Source organism: Streptomyces sp. NPDC050485 (assembly GCF_044458185.1).
In the GTDB taxonomy this organism is placed as follows: domain Bacteria; phylum Actinomycetota; class Actinomycetes; order Streptomycetales; family Streptomycetaceae; genus Streptomyces.
In genome coordinates this window covers 217,329-234,109 of record NZ_JBITHR010000009.1, presented here as the reverse complement: position 1 = coordinate 234,109, position 16,781 = coordinate 217,329, and the positions used below count along the sequence as shown (strand labels likewise).

At 72.0% G+C, this 16,781-nt stretch carries 13 protein-coding genes and 1 riboswitch; of the genes, 10 read left to right on the top strand and 3 right to left on the bottom strand.

Translation table 11 applies throughout. The features are described 5' to 3' along the window. The first annotated feature begins 4 nt into the window (after window positions 1-4). Window positions 5-1,138, top strand: coding sequence for a CobW family GTP-binding protein (locus ACIBK6_RS20445; RefSeq protein WP_399052688.1), 1,134 nt, complete (start codon window positions 5-7; stop codon window positions 1,136-1,138). An 18-nt stretch (window positions 1,139-1,156) separates the two neighbouring features. Here ACIBK6_RS20445 and ACIBK6_RS20440 read toward each other — a convergent pair whose 3' ends face one another. Beyond that, window positions 1,157-3,619 (bottom strand): DNA topoisomerase (ATP-hydrolyzing) subunit A, encoded by a 2,463-nt coding sequence (locus ACIBK6_RS20440; RefSeq protein WP_399052687.1) that lies wholly within the window; start codon window positions 3,617-3,619, stop codon window positions 1,157-1,159. A 206-nt stretch (window positions 3,620-3,825) separates the two neighbouring features. On the opposite strand from ACIBK6_RS20440, the gene ACIBK6_RS20435 reads away from it, so the two are divergent. The 4 genes from ACIBK6_RS20435 (at window position 3,826) to ACIBK6_RS20420 (ending at window position 8,581) form a co-directional block, all read left to right on the top strand. Beyond that, window positions 3,826-5,166: a M16 family metallopeptidase gene (locus ACIBK6_RS20435; protein ID WP_399052686.1), complete on the top strand. Its 1,341-nt coding sequence runs from the start codon at window positions 3,826-3,828 to the stop codon at window positions 5,164-5,166. A 17-nt stretch (window positions 5,167-5,183) separates the two neighbouring features. Beyond that, window positions 5,184-6,548: a M16 family metallopeptidase gene (locus ACIBK6_RS20430; protein WP_399052772.1), complete on the top strand. Its 1,365-nt coding sequence runs from the start codon at window positions 5,184-5,186 to the stop codon at window positions 6,546-6,548. A 214-nt stretch (window positions 6,549-6,762) separates the two neighbouring features. Continuing rightward, a riboswitch (cyclic di-AMP (ydaO/yuaA leader) is annotated at window positions 6,763-6,923 on the top strand. A 13-nt stretch (window positions 6,924-6,936) separates the two neighbouring features. After that, window positions 6,937-7,698, top strand: a complete 762-nt coding sequence (locus ACIBK6_RS20425) for a M23 family metallopeptidase (protein ID WP_399052685.1) — start codon at window positions 6,937-6,939, stop codon at window positions 7,696-7,698. Between the two features lie 205 nt (window positions 7,699-7,903). Further along, window positions 7,904-8,581: a GntR family transcriptional regulator gene (locus tag ACIBK6_RS20420; protein WP_399052684.1), complete on the top strand. Its 678-nt coding sequence runs from the start codon at window positions 7,904-7,906 to the stop codon at window positions 8,579-8,581. 221 nt (window positions 8,582-8,802) lie between these two features. On the opposite strand, the gene ACIBK6_RS20415 is transcribed toward ACIBK6_RS20420, so the two are convergent. Continuing rightward, the gene (locus ACIBK6_RS20415; RefSeq protein WP_399052683.1) at window positions 8,803-9,084 is read right to left on the bottom strand and encodes an HPr family phosphocarrier protein; all 282 of its coding nucleotides are present in this window, start codon (window positions 9,082-9,084) and stop codon (window positions 8,803-8,805) included. A gap of 152 nt (window positions 9,085-9,236) precedes the next feature. Between ACIBK6_RS20415 and ACIBK6_RS20410 the strand changes: the two genes are divergently transcribed. From ACIBK6_RS20410 to ACIBK6_RS20395, 4 genes are all read left to right on the top strand, one after another. Then, the gene (locus ACIBK6_RS20410; protein WP_399052682.1) at window positions 9,237-12,170 is read left to right on the top strand and encodes a GNAT family N-acetyltransferase; all 2,934 of its coding nucleotides are present in this window, start codon (window positions 9,237-9,239) and stop codon (window positions 12,168-12,170) included. A 203-nt stretch (window positions 12,171-12,373) separates the two neighbouring features. Continuing rightward, complete coding sequence (locus ACIBK6_RS20405) at window positions 12,374-12,961, top strand: DUF5998 family protein (RefSeq protein WP_399052681.1); 588 nt, start codon at window positions 12,374-12,376, stop codon at window positions 12,959-12,961. Beyond that, a complete protein-coding gene (locus ACIBK6_RS20400; RefSeq protein ID WP_399052680.1) occupies window positions 12,961-14,148 on the top strand; it encodes an alkaline phosphatase family protein in 1,188 nt (395 codons plus the stop codon). Before ACIBK6_RS20405 ends, ACIBK6_RS20400 begins: the two co-directional genes overlap by 1 nt. Window positions 14,149-14,188: 40 nt before the next feature. Then, entirely contained in the window at window positions 14,189-14,851 is a 663-nt protein-coding gene (locus ACIBK6_RS20395; protein WP_399052679.1) for a thymidine kinase, read from the top strand. A gap of 50 nt (window positions 14,852-14,901) precedes the next feature. Here ACIBK6_RS20395 and ACIBK6_RS20390 read toward each other — a convergent pair whose 3' ends face one another. After that, on the bottom strand, window positions 14,902-15,675 hold the full coding sequence (locus ACIBK6_RS20390; RefSeq protein WP_399052678.1) for a VOC family protein: 774 nt from the start codon (window positions 15,673-15,675) through the stop codon (window positions 14,902-14,904). Window positions 15,676-15,889: 214 nt separating this feature from the next. On the opposite strand from ACIBK6_RS20390, the gene ACIBK6_RS20385 reads away from it, so the two are divergent. Next, entirely contained in the window at window positions 15,890-16,738 is an 849-nt protein-coding gene (locus ACIBK6_RS20385) for a sulfurtransferase (protein WP_399052677.1), read from the top strand. Window positions 16,739-16,781 lie beyond the last annotated feature (43 nt).

The following is a 16,781-nucleotide window of genomic DNA, read 5'->3' as shown; positions in this document are numbered from 1 at the left end:
CCAGGTGAACAGCCCGAGCCAGCAGATCCCCGTCATCGTCCTCGCGGGCTTCCTCGGATCGGGCAAGACCACCTTGCTCAACCATCTGCTCCGAGCCGGCCGCGGTACCCGGATCGGGGCCATCGTCAACGACTTCGGCTCCATCGAGATCGACGCGATGACGGTGGCGGGCCAGCTCGGCGACTCGACCGTCTCGCTGGGCAACGGCTGCCTGTGCTGCGCCGTCGACGCCAGCGAACTCGACCTCTACCTGGAGCGGCTCACCAGGCCCGCCGCCCGCCTCGACGTCATCGTCATCGAGGCGAGCGGCCTGGCCGAACCCCAGGAACTCGTGAAGATGCTGCTCGCCAGTGAGAACCCGCGGATCGTGTACGGGGGCCTGGTCGAGGTGGTCGACGCGGCGGAGTACGACACCACGCGCGAGAAGCACCCCGAGATCGAACGGCATCTGACCGTCGCCGACCTGGTGGTGCTCAACAAGACGGACCGGGTGGGCGCGGCGGACCTGGCCCGGCTGCGCACCGCGCTCGGGGGAGCGGCCGCGGTGGTCGAGGCCGCGTACGGCCGGGTCGACCCGGAGCTCTTCTTCGAACGCAGGCCCGTCACCGAACGGGTGGGACAGCTCGCCTTCGACGACCTCCTGGACGACCTCCCCGAAGACGGGGGCTGCGCCGAGGACGGCCACGACCACGGCCGCTGCACGGGACACGGGCCCGCCGCCCATCCGCACGCCGGGTACGAGTCCGTCGCCTTCACCTCGGCCGTGCCCATGGACCCGCGCCGCCTCATGGCCTTCCTCGACACCCGGCCCGAAGGCCTCTACCGCATCAAGGGGTTTGTCGACTTCGGCGCCGCCGACGCCCGCAACAGATACACCGTGCATGCCGTCGGCCGGTTCCTGCGCTTCTACCCAGAGCCCTGGGCGCGCGAGCAGGAACGCCTCACCCAGCTCGTCCTCATCGGCTCGGGCATCGACGCGGACGCGCTGCACCAGCGGCTCGCCGCATGCGTGGCGGCCGACCCGGGGGAGACCCCGGACGAGCGCGCCATGTGGGGCGTGCTGCGCTACGTACCCGAGCAGCCGCAGGAGCCGGACCGCTCCGGGGAGTTCGATGAACTCCCCGGAACCGTCGGCTAGTTGAGGCTCGGCCGGTAGCTACGAGGCCGGGCCCGCGAGCACCGCGACCGGCGAGGCGAGCGGGGTGCCCGAGCCGTCACGGCGCGGATCGGGCTCGGGGAGCTGGGCCGGGGCGCCGTTGGCCTGGGCCGCGCGGGCCGGGGCCGGGCCCGCCCAGGCGAGCAGCAGCTTGTCCTCGCCCTTCAGGAAGCGCTGGCAGCGCACCCCGCCGGTGGCCCGGCCCTTGCGCGGGTACTGGTCGAACGGCGTCAGCTTCGCGGAGACCGCGGTGTCGCCGAGCAGGGTGCCTCCCGACCCGGCCACCGAGAACACCGCCGCGTCCCCGGCCGGATCGACCGCCGTGAACGAGATGACCTTGGCGCCCTCGGCCAGCTTGATGCCCGCCATACCGCCCGCGGGCCGCCCCTGGGGGCGCACCTGGCTCGCCTGGTAGCGCAGGAGCTGGGCGTCGTCGGTGATGAAGACCAGGTCCTCCTCGCCGGTGCGCAGCTCGGCCGCGCCCACGATCCGGTCACCGTCCTTGAGGGTGATGACCTCCAACTCGTCCTTGTTCGCCGGGTAGTCGGGCACCACGCGCTTGACGACGCCCTGCTCGGTGCCGATCGCCAGACCCGGCGACGACTCGTCCAGGGTGGTCAGGCAGACCACCGTCTCGTCCGGCTCCAGGGACGACAGGAACTCCGAGATCGGGGCCCCGCCCGACAGGTTCGGCGCGGCCGCCGTGTCCGGAAGCTGCGGCAGGTCGATCACCGCCAGGCGCAGCAGCCGCCCGCTGGACGTCACGGCGCCCACGTCGCCGCGCTGTGTCGCGGGCACGGCCGAGACGATCACGTCGTGCTTGGCGCGCTTGTCGTCCTCACCGGCGGTGAACTCCTCGGCGCCCGCCGTGCGCGCGAGCAGACCCGTCGAGGAGAGCAGCACCCGGCACGGGTCGTCCGCGACCTCCAGGGCCACGGCGGCCACCGGGGCGCCCGCCGATTCGAGCAGGACCGTGCGCCGGTCGGTGCTGAACTTCTTGGCCACCGCGGCCAGTTCGGCCGAGACCAGCTTGCGCAGCTCGCTGTCCGAGTCCAGGATCCCGGTCAGCTCGTCGATCTCGCCGTTCAGCCGGTCGCGCTCGCTCTCCAGCTCGATCCGGTCGAACTTGGTGAGCCGGCGCAGCGGGGTGTCCAGGATGTACTGCGTCTGGATCTCGCTCAGCGAGAAGCGCTCGATGAGCCGCTCCTTCGCCTGCGCCGAGTTGTCACTCGACCGGATGATCCGGATGACCTCGTCGATGTCGACCAGCGCGACGAGCAGGCCCTCCACCAGGTGCAGCCGGTCCCGGCGCTTGGTGCGGCGGAACTCGCTGCGGCGCCGTACGACGTCGAAGCGGTGGTCGAGGTAGACCTCTAGCAGCTCCTTGAGGCCCAGGGTGAGCGGCTGCCCGTCCACAAGCGCCACATTGTTGATGCCGAAGGACTCCTCCATCGGCGTCAGCTTGTAGAGCTGCTCCAGGACCGCCTCGGGCACGAAGCCGTTCTTGACCTCGATGACAAGCCGCAGCCCGTGCGAACGGTCGGTCAGGTCCTTCACATCGGCGATGCCCTGGAGCTTCTTCGAGCCGACCAGGTCCTTGATCTTGGAGATCACCTTCTCCGGGCCGACGGTGAAGGGCAGTTCGGTCACGACCAGGCCCTTGCGGCGGGCCGTCACGTTCTCCACGGCCACCGTGGCGCGGATCTTGAACGTGCCGCGACCCGACCCGTACGCGTCCTTGATCCCCCCCAGGCCCACGATCCGGCCGCCGGTCGGCAGGTCGGGACCCGGCACGAAGCGCATCAGCGCCTCAAGATCCGCCTCCGGGTGCCTGATCAGATGGCGGGCGGCGGCGATGACCTCGCCCAGGTTGTGCGGCGGCATATTGGTCGCCATACCGACCGCGATCCCGGACGAGCCGTTGACCAGCAGGTTCGGATAGGCGGCCGGGAGGGAGACCGGCTCCCGCTCCTGGCCGTCGTAGTTCGATGTGAAGTCGACCGTGTCCTCGTCGATCGATTCCGTCATCAGCGAGGTGGCGTCGGCCATCTTGCACTCGGTGTACCGCATGGCGGCCGGCGGGTCGTCGTTGCCCAGCGAGCCGAAGTTGCCGTGGCCGTCGACCAGCGGCAGGCGCATCGAGAACGGCTGCGCCATGCGGACAAGCGCGTCGTAGATCGACGCGTCGCCGTGAGGGTGCAGCTTGCCCATCACCTCGCCGACGACGCGGGCGCACTTCACATAGCCGCGGTCGGGACGCAGGCCCATCTCGTTCATCTGGTAGACGATGCGGCGCTGGACGGGCTTCATTCCGTCACGGGCGTCCGGCAGGGCCCGCGAGTAGATCACGGAGTACGCGTACTCAAGGAAGGAGCCCTGCATCTCGTCGACGACGTCGATGTCGAGGATCCGCTCCTCGAAGTCGTCGGGCGGCGGCGGGGTCTTCGTGCTGCGGCGGGCCATCGCGGCTGCTGCTCCTTCACGTACCGGATCGGAACTGATGCCGACCATTGTGGACCGTCCCACTGACAACGCCGACCGCGACCCGGGAACTTCGCCAGGTCCCCGCGCGCTTGCATACAGTGGCAGGACTTCTCAACCCAGGACTTCCCCCGCCAGTACTTCACCTCGCAGTACTGCACATCGCGAACGAAGGGACGTACATGCCCATGGGTCACACGGCCACAGCGCAGGCCGGCTCCGGCGGTCTGACAGCGACTGAGCACCGACTGGCCAACGGCCTGCGCGTGGTGCTCTCCGAGGACCACCTGACCCCGGTCGCCGCGGTGTGCCTCTGGTACGACGTCGGCTCGCGCCACGAGGTCAAGGGCCGCACCGGCCTCGCCCACCTCTTCGAGCACCTCATGTTCCAGGGCTCCCACCAGGTGCCCGGCAACGGCCACTTCGAGCTGGTGCAGGGGGCCGGCGGCTCGCTGAACGGCACCACCAGCTTCGAGCGCACCAACTACTTCGAGACCATGCCCGCCCACCAGGTGGAGCTCGCGCTCTGGCTGGAGGCCGACCGCATGGGCTCGCTCCTCGCCGCGCTCGACGAGGAGTCGATGGAGAACCAGCGCGACGTCGTCAAGAACGAGCGCCGCCAGCGTTACGACAACGTGCCCTACGGCACCGCCTTCGAGAAGCTGACCGCGCTCGCCTACCCCGAGGGCCACCCCTACCACCACACGCCGATCGGCTCGATGGCCGACCTGGACGCGGCGACCCTCGAAGACGCCCGGAACTTCTTCCGTACGTACTACGCGCCCAACAACGCCGTGCTCGCGGTGGTCGGCGACATCGACCCCGAGCAGACCCTGGCGTGGGTGGAGAAGTACTTCGGCTCCATCCCCATTCACGACGGCAAGCAGCCGCCGCGCGACGGCGTGCTGCCCGACACCATCGGCGGGCAGCTGCGCGAGGTCGTGGAGGAGGACGTCCCGGCCCGCGCCCTGATGGCCGCCTACCGGCTGCCGCACGATGGCACCCGCGAGGCCGACGCCGCCGACCTGGCGCTGACCGTCCTCGGCGGCGGCGAGTCCTCCCGGCTGCACAACCGCCTGGTCCGCCACGACCAGAGCGCCGTCGCCGCCGGCTTCGGCCTGCTGCGCCTCGCCGGCGCCCCCTCGCTCGGCTGGCTCGACGTCAAGACCTCCGGCGGTGTCGAGGTCCCCGACATCGAGGCCGCGGTGGACGACGAGCTCGCCCGGTTCGCCGCCGAGGGGCCGACCGAGGAGGAGATGGAGCGCGCCCAGGCCCAGTTGGAGCGCGAGTGGCTCGACCGGCTCGGCACGGTCGCCGGCCGCGCCGACGAACTGTGCCGGTACGCCGTGCTGTTCGGCGACCCGCAGCTCGCCCTGACCGCGGTCGACCGGGTCCTCGACATCACCGCCGAGGAAGTGAAGGCGGTCGCCGCCGCGAAACTGCGCCCCGACAACCGGGCCGTCCTGGTGTACGAGCCCGTCGCGGCGCCCGAGGCAAGCAACGAAGAGGAAGAAGAGGCCGGCCAGTGACGGACGCTGTCGTGACCATGGAGTTCCACCCGCAGCCGGCCGCCGGCACCGCCAAGCCGTGGGCCTTCCCGGCCCCCGAGCGCGGCACCCTCGCCAACGGCCTCACGGTGCTGCGCTGCCACCGCCCCGGCCAGCAGGTCGTCGCCGTGGAGATCTTCCTCGCGGCCCCGCTGGACGCCGAGCCCGAGGGCCTCGACGGCGTTGCCACGATCATGGCGCGGGCGCTGACCGAGGGCACCGACAAGCACTCGGCGGAGGAGTTCGCCGCCGAACTGGAGCGGTGCGGCGCCACCATCGACGCGCATGCCGACCACCCCGGCATCCGGGTCTCCCTCGAAGTGCCGGTCTCCCGCCTGCCCAAGGCGCTCTCGCTGCTCGCCGAGGCGCTGCGGGCCCCCGCGTTCGCCGACTCCGAGGTCGACCGGCTCGTGCGCAACCGCCTGGACGAGATCCCGCACGAGCAGGCCAACCCGTCCCGGCGGGCCGCCAAGCAGCTCTCCAAGGAGCTGTTCCCGGCCGCCGCGCGCATGTCGCGCCCCCGCCAGGGCACCGAGGAGACGGTCGCCGCGATCGACGCGGCGGCGGTGCGCTCCTTCTACGAGGCGTACGTGCGCCCCTCGACGGCCGTCACCGTCATCGTCGGCGATCTGTCGGGCACCGACCTCGACGCGGTCCTCGCGGACAGCCTGGGCGACTGGACCGGTGACACCGCCGAGCCGCGCCCCATCCCGCCGATCACCGCAGACGACACCGGCCGGGTCGTCATCGTGGACCGCCCCGGCGCGGTCCAGACCCAGCTGCTCATCGGCCGCATCGGCGCCGACCGCCACGACCGGGTCTGGGCGGCCCAGGTGCTCGGCACGTACTGCCTGGGCGGCACCCTCACCTCCCGGCTCGACCGCGTGCTGCGCGAGGAGAAGGGTTACACCTACGGCGTGCGTGCCTTCGGCCAGGTGCTGCGCTCGGGCCCCGACGGCGGTGCCGCGATGCTCGCCATCAGCGGCTCGGTCGACACCCCGCACACCGGCCCCGCGCTGGAGGACCTGTGGAAGGTGCTGCGCACGCTGGCCGCGGAGGGTCTCACGGACGCCGAGCGCGAGACCGCCGTGCAGAACCTGGTGGGCGTCGCCCCGCTCAAGTACGAGACCGCGGCGGCCGTCGCCGGGACGCTGGCCGACCAGGTCGAGCAGTTCCTCCCGGACGACTACCAGGCGCAGTTGTACGCGCTCCTGGCGGAGACCGGCACCGTGGAGGCGACGGCGGCCGTCGTCAACGCCTTCCCGGCCGACCGGCTGGTCACCGTCCTCGTCGGTGACGCGGCGCAGATCGAGGAGCCGGTCAGGGCGCTCGGAATCGGTGAAGTGACCGTCGTCGCGGGCTGATTGAGGCCCTGGACAACTGGACACATGGGGACCCCGGTGGCGGATGCGCCGCCGGGGTCCTCCCCTATTGGGGGCATATGTCCGGTTTATTGGGGAGGTTACCTGTCTGTCATGTGGCGTGCGCTACAAAAGCCGGTGTCTGTTTGGTGATTGAAAGATCAGCCGTCTAGCGTCGGTCCCGCTGTCCGTCACCACCCGTCGCACCCGCGGCACCGGACAGTGATCGCCGAGTCCCCGTACGGCGCGAGCCAGGGGAGCCGGGGACCCACTCAGTCCCTGGGGTGAATCGGACGCCTCCGCCCGCGGAGGAGCCCGTAGGAGACCTTCCTGCTCCGAACCCGTCAGCTAACCCGGTAGGCGAGATGGAAGGAAAGGACACCGCCACTTCATGGCGTTCACCCGTGCCACCGGGAAGCACCGCGCGCCCAGCCGCATGACGCGCCGCAGCGCGAACATCGCGGGCATCGCCACCCTCGCCACCGCCGGAGTCGTAGGCACCCTCGCCTCCCCGGCCACCGCCGCCCCGAGCGTCGCCGACACCGGCCTCACCCAGGCCATCGTCATCGGTGACAGCCTCGCCGACCAGCTCGGTGCCCAGGCCGAGGCCCAGAAGCAGGCGGCCGTGAAGGCCAAGGCGAAGGCGGAGGCCGAGGCGGCCGCGCAGCGCAAGGCGCAGGAGCGGGTCAAGGCGGACCGCGAGGCCAAGGAGCGCGCGGCGCGCGAGGCCGAGCGCAAGCGCCTCAACACCTTCGTCGCCCCCATATCGGACAGCTATGTGTCCACCGGCTACAAGACCGGCGGATCCCTGTGGTCCTCCGGCGCCCACACCGGCATCGACTTCCATGCGGAGAGCGGCACTTCGGTGCACGCGGTGGGTCTGGGCACCGTCGTGGAGGCCGGCTGGGGCGGTGCGTACGGGAACAACATCGTCATCAGGATGAACGACGGCACGTACACCCAGTACGGCCACCTCTCGGACATCCAGGTCTCCGTCGGCCAGTCCGTCGAGCCGGGCCGGCAGATCGCGCTGTCGGGCAACACCGGCAACACCACGGGCCCGCACCTCCACTTCGAGGCCCGCACCGCCCCGACCTACGGCTCGGACATCGACCCGGTCGCCTACCTCCGCTCGCACGGCGTCTCGGTCTGACCCGCCCCGCGCACACCGAAGACCCCCGGCACGCCGCCGGGGGTCTTCGCCGTTGGCCAAAAAATATCCATTGGTTCCGGCCCGTCACCGGGAATTAACAAAGCCTGGAATAGAGTCGCGGAACAGACATCGATAGACACACCGAGAGGCGCCGACTGGCGTCGTTCGACCGCGTTTCGCGGGGATAAAGGCGGAGGTTCGGCCCATGCGCATTCCGGCGCACTCGGTATGCACGGCGATCCGCGACGACATCGTCTCGGGTGCCCTGGAGCGCGGCAGCCGGCTCATCGAGGACGTACTCGCCCGCCGTTACGGGGTCTCCCGCGTCCCGGTCCGCGAAGCCCTGCGCACTCTGGAGTCCGAGGGCTTCGTGACCACCCGCAGACATGCCGGCGCCTGGGTGGCAGAGCCCACCGATCTGGAGGCCGCCGACCTCCTCGAACTGCGCGTGCTGCTTGAGCCGTTGGCCGCCGCACGGGCCGCGTCGCGCCGCTCCGAGGCGCATCTCAAAGTGCTGCGCGGCCTGGTGAGGCTGGGTCAGGAACGGGCCCGGCGCGGCCAGGGCGAGGATCTGCGCTCGCTGGGCGGCTGGTTCCACGAGACGCTGGCCCAGGCCTCCCTCAGCCCCGGACTGATCGCGCTGCTCACGCAGTTGAGGCACAAGGTGGCCTGGATGTACGCGGTCGAGCAGCCGGCCCGGCCGACCGAGTCCTGGGCCGAACTCGGCGCGATCACCGACGCGGTGGCCCGCGGCGATGCCGAACGCGCCCGCTCGCTCACCGCCCTGCACGCCGAGCGCTCTTTTTCCGCCCATCGGCTGCGGCGCCCCGCCGCGGTGAGCACTTCGCAACCTGCCGTACACACGGCGAGCGCCCGCACTTAACAGCCGGGCCGTATACAAAGAAAGCGCGGTGCGGGACTGTATTTCGGCTGCTCGAAATGAAATGCGGACCGCGAAATGCTGGCCCGGAAATGCGGACGCGGGAATTCCGTCATCGAAATGCGTGCGCAGGGTACATGTGCGGGGTACGTCGGCCGGGAAAACGAAAGAGCCGCCGGTCCCGAATGCGGGATCAGCGGCCCTTCGCTGTGCAGCCGACCGGATCAGACGGTCTCGGGGAGCTCCTCGAGACCCTCGGCGACCAGCTTGGCCAGCCGGTCGAGCGCGACGTCCGCGCCCTCGGCGTCGGAGGCCAGCACGATCTCCTCGCCGCCCTGCGCACCCAGGCCGAGCACCGCGAGCATGGAAGCGGCGTTGACCGGGTTGCCGTCGGTCTTGGCGATCGTCATGGGGACTCCGGCAGCCGTGGCGGCACGGACGAAGATGGACGCGGGGCGGGCGTGCAGGCCCTCGGCCCAGCCGACGTTGACGCGGCGCTCAGCCATGGTGTTGCCCTTCGAAATCTCTGACGGTTGTCTAGACCAGTCTCTCATGTGGTGCGCAGTGCTCCTACCGACCTTAGGCCCGCTTCCGCCGCCGTTCGGCCCTCCCCACCGTGCCCCGCCCCGGATGGCCCCGCGCCCCGTACGCTTTCGGTATGACGACGGCGTCCGACCCCGCGTACCCCGCTCACTGGGAGGCCGACGTGGTGCTCCGCGACGGCGGCACCGCGCGCATCAGGCCCATCACCACCGAGGACGCCGAGCGGCTCGTTTCCTTCTACGAGCAGGTGTCGGACGAGTCGAAGTACTACCGCTTCTTCGCGCCCTACCCCCGGCTCTCCGCCAAGGACGTCCACCGCTTCACCCACCACGACTACGTGGACCGGGTCGGACTCGCGGCCACCGTCGGCGGCGAGTTCATCGCGACCGTCCGCTTCGACCGCATCAACGCCCAGGGCCGGCCGGCCTCCGCCCCCGCCGACGAGGCCGAGGTCGCCTTCCTGGTCCAGGACGCCCACCAGGGCCGGGGCGTCGCCTCCACCCTGCTCGAACACATCGCGGCGGTCGCCCGCGAACGCGGGATCAGGCGGTTCGCGGCCGAAGTGCTGCCCGCCAACAGCAAGATGATCAAAGTGTTCACCGACGCCGGGTACCAGCAGAAGCGGTCCTTCGAGGACGGCTCTGTCCACCTCACCCTCGATCTGGAACCCACCGCCGAGTCCCTCGCCGTGCAGCGCGCCCGGGAACACCGCGCCGAGGCGAGATCGGTGCAGCGCCTGCTCGCGCCCGGCTCGGTCGCGGTCATCGGCACCGGCCGCGCCCCCGGCGGGGTCGGCCGCACGGTCCTGCGCAACCTCCTGGACGCCGGGTTCACCGGGCGCGCGTACGCGGTGAACCGGGCGCTCGGCGACGGGCCGGGGGAGCTCGACGGGGTGCCCGCCTTCTCCTCCGTCGGCGCGATCGGCGAACCCGTGGACCTGGCGATCATCGCGGTGCCCGCCGAGCGGGTACCAGAAGCCGTCGCCGACTGCGGCGAACACGGCGTGCAGGGCCTCGTCGTCCTGTCGGCCGACTACGCGGAGAGCGGCCCGCACGGCAGGGAGCGCCAGCGCGAACTGGTGCGCCAGGCCCGCTCGTACGGGATGCGGCTGATCGGCCCGAACGCGTTCGGGATCATCAACACCGCGGCGGATGTGCGGCTGAACGCATCGCTGGCGCCCGAGCCGCCGCCCGCGGGCCGGATCGGCCTGTTCACCCAGTCCGGCGCGATCGGCATCGCCCTCCTGTCGGGCCTGTACCGGCGCGGCGCGGGCCTGTCGACGTTCATCTCCTCCGGCAACCGCGCCGACGTCTCCGGCAACGACTTCCTCCAGTACTGGTACGAGGACCCCGACACCGATGTGGTCCTGCTCTACCTCGAATCGATCGGCAACCCGCGGAAGTTCACCCGGCTCGCCCGCCGTACGGCCGCCGCGAAGCCCGTCGTGGTGGTGAAGGGCGCCCGGCACAGCGGTTCGACGCCGCCCGGCCACGCGGTCCCGGTCACCCGGGTACCGGACGCGACGGTCTCCGCGCTGCTGCGTCAGGCGGGCGTCATCCTGGTCGGCACGGTCACCGAACTCGTCGACGCGGGCCTGCTGCTCGCCGGACAGCCACTGCCCGCGGGGCCCCGGGTGGCGATCCTCGGCAACTCGGAATCCCTCGGCCTCCTGACGTACGACGCCTGCCTGAGCGAGGGCCTGCGCCCGCTCAAGCCCCTCGACCTGACGACGGGCGCGACCCCGGCGGACTTCCGGGCGGCCCTCGCGGCGGCCCTGGCGGACGAGGAGTGCGACGCGGTGGTGGTGACGGCCATCCCCTGGGTCGGCGAGAACGGAGCCGTGGAATCCGGCGACGGCCAGGTGCTGGCCGAAGCCCTGCGCGCGGCCGCGGCAGCGTCCCCGGCGAAGCCGGTCGCGGTGGTCCACGTAGAGATCGGCGGCCTGGCAGAGGCCCTGTCGGCAGCGGCCCGCACGGTGAAGAGACCCAGCCGCCAGGATCCGGCCCTGGCCGGGACCAATCCCCAGGATCCAGCCCTGTCCGGCATCAATCAAGCCCCTCGTGGGGGTCCCTCCCTGGCCCGCAAGGCCTTGGGGGAGTTTGAGGAGCGGGGGTCCGGGGGCCGCGCCCCCAGCCCACCCACCGGCGGGCAGCCGAAAAACCACCCACCCCGCGAGGCCACCCGCATTCCCGCCTACCCCGCCGCGGAGCGGGCCGTCCGCGCCCTCGCCGAGGCCGTCCGCTACGGCCAGTGGCGCAGACAGGCCGCCGACCCCGGCAGGGTGGGGGAGTACGACGACATCGACGAACCCGGCACCGCCGCGCTCATCGAGCGCCTGCTCGGCCCCGCCCCCGACCCCCGCGGCACGACCCTGACCGCGGCGGACGCCGAGGAACTGCTCGGCCGTTACGGAATCCCGGTGCGCCCGGCCCTGCCCGCCCCCGACGCCGCCCAGGCCGTCGAGGCCGCCCGCCGCCTCGGCTACCCCGTCGCCCTCAAGACCACCGCCCCGCACCTGCGCCACCGCCCCGACCTCGGCGGCGTACGCCTGGATCTCGCGGACGAGCACCAACTCGCCCGTGCATATGCCGAATTGACGGCGAGCCTCGGCAAGCCCGGGGAGCTGAAGCCCGTGGTGCAGGCGATGGTTCCGCGCGGAGTGGACACCGTCGTGCGCGCTTCGATCGACTCCGCGGTCGGCGCGGTGCTCTCCTTCGGGCTCGCCGGTGCCGCGTCCGAACTGCTCGGCGACACCGCGCACCGGCTGATCCCGGCCACCGACCGCGACGCCGCCGAACTGCTCAGATCCATCCGGACCGCGCCGCTCCTGTTCGGCTGGCGGGGCTCCGCGCCCGTCGACACCGCGGCCCTCGAAGAGCTGCTCCTGAGGGTGTCGCGGCTGGTCGACGACCATCCCGAGGTGGTCGCCGTCGGCCTGGAGCCCGTGATCGTCGCCCAGCGGGGCCTGTCGGTGCTCGGCGCACACGTCCGCCTCGCCCCGCCCCCCGCCCGCAACGACCTCGGCCCACGGCGGCTGCCCAGCTACTGAGGGCCTGTGTGTAAACCCCGCCCGGATCAGGCCGCGGCGTCTGGTGCGTGCGATCGCAAGGCGGCTGGAAGTCCTCGTAGCGGAGCTACTAGGGCTTTCGGCCAACGCGGCGAGCGTGCGTGCCAGACGCCGGGGACCCGGGCGGGGTTTACACACAGGCTCTGAGGGCCGTGGGCCGCCTGCGGCAGCTTAAGATGGACCCCATGGCGAAGACCGGTACGACGACCCAGGGGCTCCGCGCGGCGATCGAGCGCAGCGGCTACTACCCGGCCCTTGTGGCCGAGGCGGTGGAGGCCGCCGTCGGCGGTGAGCCCATCGCGTCGTACCTGGTCCACCAGGAGACCACCTTCGACGCGAACGAAGTGCGCCGCCATGTGACGGTCCTGGTGCTCACGGACAACCGGTTCATCGTCAGCCACACCGACGAGCAGAACGCGGACACCAGCTCCCCGACGCCGTACGCCACCACCTCCACGGAGTCCGTGAAGCTCGGCCGGATCTCGTCGGTCGTGGTGAGCCGCGTCGTCGCCAACCCCGAGTCGTACACGCCCGGCACCCCGCCCCGCGAGGTCGTGCTGACCATCGGCTGGGGCGCGGTCTCGCGGATCGACCTGGAGCCCGCCGCCTGCGGCGACCCCAACTGCGACGCCGACCACGGCTACACCGGCAACTCCACCGCCGACGACCTGAGCCTGAGGGTCAGCGAGGCCGGCGACGGCCCGGACACGGTCCGCCAGACCCTGGCCTTCGCCCAGGCGCTGTCCGAGGCGACCGCGGCGACCGGCCGGTGATGGCTCAGCCCGCCTGGCAGGATCCCGAACCCCTCGCCCTCGACACCGCACCCGTCCCCGAGTACGGCACCGGATCGCTCGCCGATCTGCTGCCCACCCTCGTGGCGGGCCAGGGCGTACCCGGTTTCGAGCAGCGCATCGCCGGGCTCGCCCCCGCCGACCGCAACTGCGTCTTCCTGATCGACGGCCTCGGCTGGGAGCAGATCAAGGCGCACCCGGACGAGGCCCCCTATCTGCACTCCTTGCTCGGCACCTCCCGCGGCAACACCGGCCGTCCGATAACCGCCGGTTTCCCCGCCACCACCGCGACCTCGCTGGCCTCCGTCGGCACCGGGCTCGCCCCCGGCGAGCACGGCCTGCCCGGCTACACCGCGCGCAACCCGGAGACCGGCGAGCTGATGAACCAGCTCCGCTGGAAGCCCTGGACCGACCCGCACGCCTGGCAGCCGTACCCGACGGTCTTCCAGCTCGCCGACCAGGACGGCGTGCACACCGCCCAGGTGTCGTCGCCGACCTTCGAGCACACCCCGCTGACCAAGGTCGCCCTGAGTGGCGGCAGCTTCCGCGGCAGGCTCTCCGGCGAGGACCGCATGGACCTCGCGGCCGCCCAACTCGCTGCCGGTGACCGGTCGTTGGTCTACACGTACTACTCCGACGTCGACGGCAAGGGCCACCGCTTCGGCGTCGACTCCGACGCCTGGCGCGGCCAGCTGATGTACGTCGACCGGCTCGCCCAGCGCCTCGCCGAACAGCTCCCGCCGCGCGCGGCCCTGTACATCACCGCCGACCACGGCATGATCGACATCCCCTTCGACGAGCAGTCCCGCATCGACTTCGACGAGGACTGGGAGCTGCGGGCCGGGGTCGCCCTGCTCGGCGGCGAGGGCCGGGCCCGGCACGTCTACGCGGTGCCGGGCGCCCAGGCCGATGTGCTGACCTGCTGGCGCGAGGTGCTCGGCGAGCAGTTCTGGGTCGCGAGCCGTGAGGAGGCGATCGCGGCGGGCTGGTTCGGCCCGAGCGTCGACGAGCGCGTGCACGGCCGGATCGGTGACGTGGTCGCCGCCGCCCGCGACGACGTGGTCATCACCGCCTCGCACCGCGAGCCCCACGAGTCCGCCATGGTCGGCATGCACGGCTCGATGACACCGGTGGAGCAGCTCGTACCGCTCCTCGAAGTACGCTCGTAGCACCCCCTTCTCCACGCATCTGAAAGGCCGTCAACTTCCCATGCCCGAGCTGGTGTTCTTCTCCGGAACGATGGACTGCGGAAAGAGCACCCTCGCTCTTCAGATCGAGCACAACCGCTCCGCGCGCGGTCTGCAGGGCATGATCTTCACCCGGGACGACCGGGCGGGCCAGGGCAAGCTGTCCTCCCGGCTCGGTCTGGTCACCGACGCGGTCGAGGCCGCCGACGGCTTCGACTTCTACGGCTACCTGGTCGCCCACCTCTCCAAGGGCGGCCGCTGCGACTACGTCATCGCCGACGAGGCCCAGTTCCTCGGGCCCGAGCAGATCGACCAGCTCGCCCGGGTCGTGGACGACCTCGAACTCGACGTGTTCGCCTTCGGGATCACCACCGACTTCCGCTCCAAGCTGTTCCCCGGCTCGCAGCGCCTGGTCGAACTCGCCGACCGGGTCGAGGTGTTGCAGGTCGAGGCGCTCTGCTGGTGCGGCGCCCGCGCCACCCACAACGCCCGCACCATAGGGGGCGAGATGGTGGTCGAGGGAGCCCAGGTCGTGGTCGGCGACGTCAACCGCTCCGATGACGAGATCGGCTACGAGGTGCTGTGCCGGCGCCACCACCGCCGCCGGATGACGGCCGCCGCGTCCCGCGCCGCCGCCCTCTCCCCGGACGTCCTCCCGGTAGACGCCGAGGCCGCTCGCGTCTGAGGGCCTGTACGGGTCCCGGGCGGAGTTCGGACGCAGGCTCCGAGGGCTTCTCAGCCGGACGACCGTACGAGGGTGAAGACGGCCCCATCCGGATCCGCCACCGTCGCCACCCGCCCGCTCGCGCCCTCACGCGGCTGCTGGAGCACCTGCCCGCCGAGGTCGGCGACCCGCAGCACGGCCTCGTCCACGTCCGCGGCCTCGAAGTACGTCATCCAGTGCGCGCCCTTGTCGCGCGCCAGGGCATGGCCCACGCCGTGCAGCGAGGCCACCGGTCGGCCCGTCAGATGCAGCGTCACATAGTCGAAGTCGGCCGAGACGACCCCCTCCAGGTCGTAGCCGAACACCGCCTGGTAGAACTTGCCGACCGACGCCGTCTCGCGCGTGACCAGTTCGTTCCAGGTGGGGGTGCCGGGCGCGCCCGCGATCGCGGTGCCCACGTGCGCGCCGGCCTGCCAGATCCCGAAGACCGCGCCCGCCGGATCCGAGGCGATCGCGAGCCGGCCCGCCTCGCCGGCGTCCAGCGGCCCCACCCCGACGGTGCCGCCGCAGTGGCGGATCGTCTCGGCCGTCTCGTCCGCGTCGTCGGTCGCCAGATAGGTGGTCCAGGCGATCGGCAGATGCCGGTCGGGCGGCAACTGACCGATGCCGGCGATCTCCTTGCCGTCGAGCAGCGCGCGGACGTACGGGCCGAGCTGCTGCGGTCCCGGCCGGAACTCCCAGCCGAACAGCGCTCCGTAGAACTCCTGGGTCGCGGCCAGGCCGTGCACCATGAGACTCACCCAGCAGGGCGTGCCAGGTGTGCGCCGGGTCTCCGACTGGATCATCGTCACTCTCTCCTCGGCCGTCGCCATCGTGCTGCTCGGGGGCGCCGTTCGGCGAACCGCGCGCACCCGGGCCGATGCTTCCACCACCGGGGCCCCACCGCGCCCCGGCCGCGCCGCTTTTGGCGCGTTCCCGCAGGAGGATGCCCGTTTTGGGGCTCGTCATCCTTTTCGCGGCCGTTACGTTATGGGCGGACTCTGCGCAAGGATGACCCCCATGAACGCCATCATCACCGCATCCGCACTCGCCGCCGAGGCGGCGGGGCCGCGGCCTCCGGTCCTGCTCGACATCCGCTGGCAGCTGAGCCTGGCCAAGGCGGCCGGGGCCGCGCCGTTCGACGGCCGCGCCGAGTACGCGGCCGGACACCTCCCCGGCGCCGTGTTCGTGGACCTCGACGCGGAACTGGCCGGACCGCCCGGGGCCGGCGGCCGCCACCCGCTGCCGGACGTGGCCGAATTCGGTGCGGTCATGCGGCGGTCGGGCGTGTCGGCCGACACGCCCGTCGTCGTGTACGACGGCGGCCAGGGCTGGGCCGCCGCCCGCGCCTGGTGGCTGCTGCGCTGGACGGGCCACCCGGACGTGCGGGTCCTCGACGGCGGGCTCGCCGCCTGGACGGGTGAGCTGTCCACCGAGATCCCCGCGCCCGCGGCGGGCGACTTCCGGCCCGCGCCGGGCGCCGTCAAGCTCCTCGACGCGGACGCGGCGGCCGCCCTGGCCCGCTCCGGGCTGCTGCTCGACGCCCGCGCGGGGGAGCGGTACCGGGGTGACGTGGAGCCGATCGACCGGGTCGGCGGGCACATCCCGGGCGCGGTCTCCGCGCCGACCACCGAGAACGTGGGCCCGGACGGCCGCTTCCTGCCCGCCGATGAACTGGCCGCCCGCTTCAAGGCCATTGGCGCCTCGGGCAGCGAGGTCGGCGTGTACTGCGGCTCAGGCGTCTCCGGCGCCCACGAGGTGCTGGCCCTCGCCGTCGCGGGGATCCCGGCCGCGCTGTACGCCGGTTCCTGGTCCGAGTGGTCGTCGGACGAGTCCCGGCCGGTGGCCACGGGCCCCGATCCGCAGTAGCGGGGACGCGACGGGGCCCGCACGCGCGCCGCGTGCGGGCCCC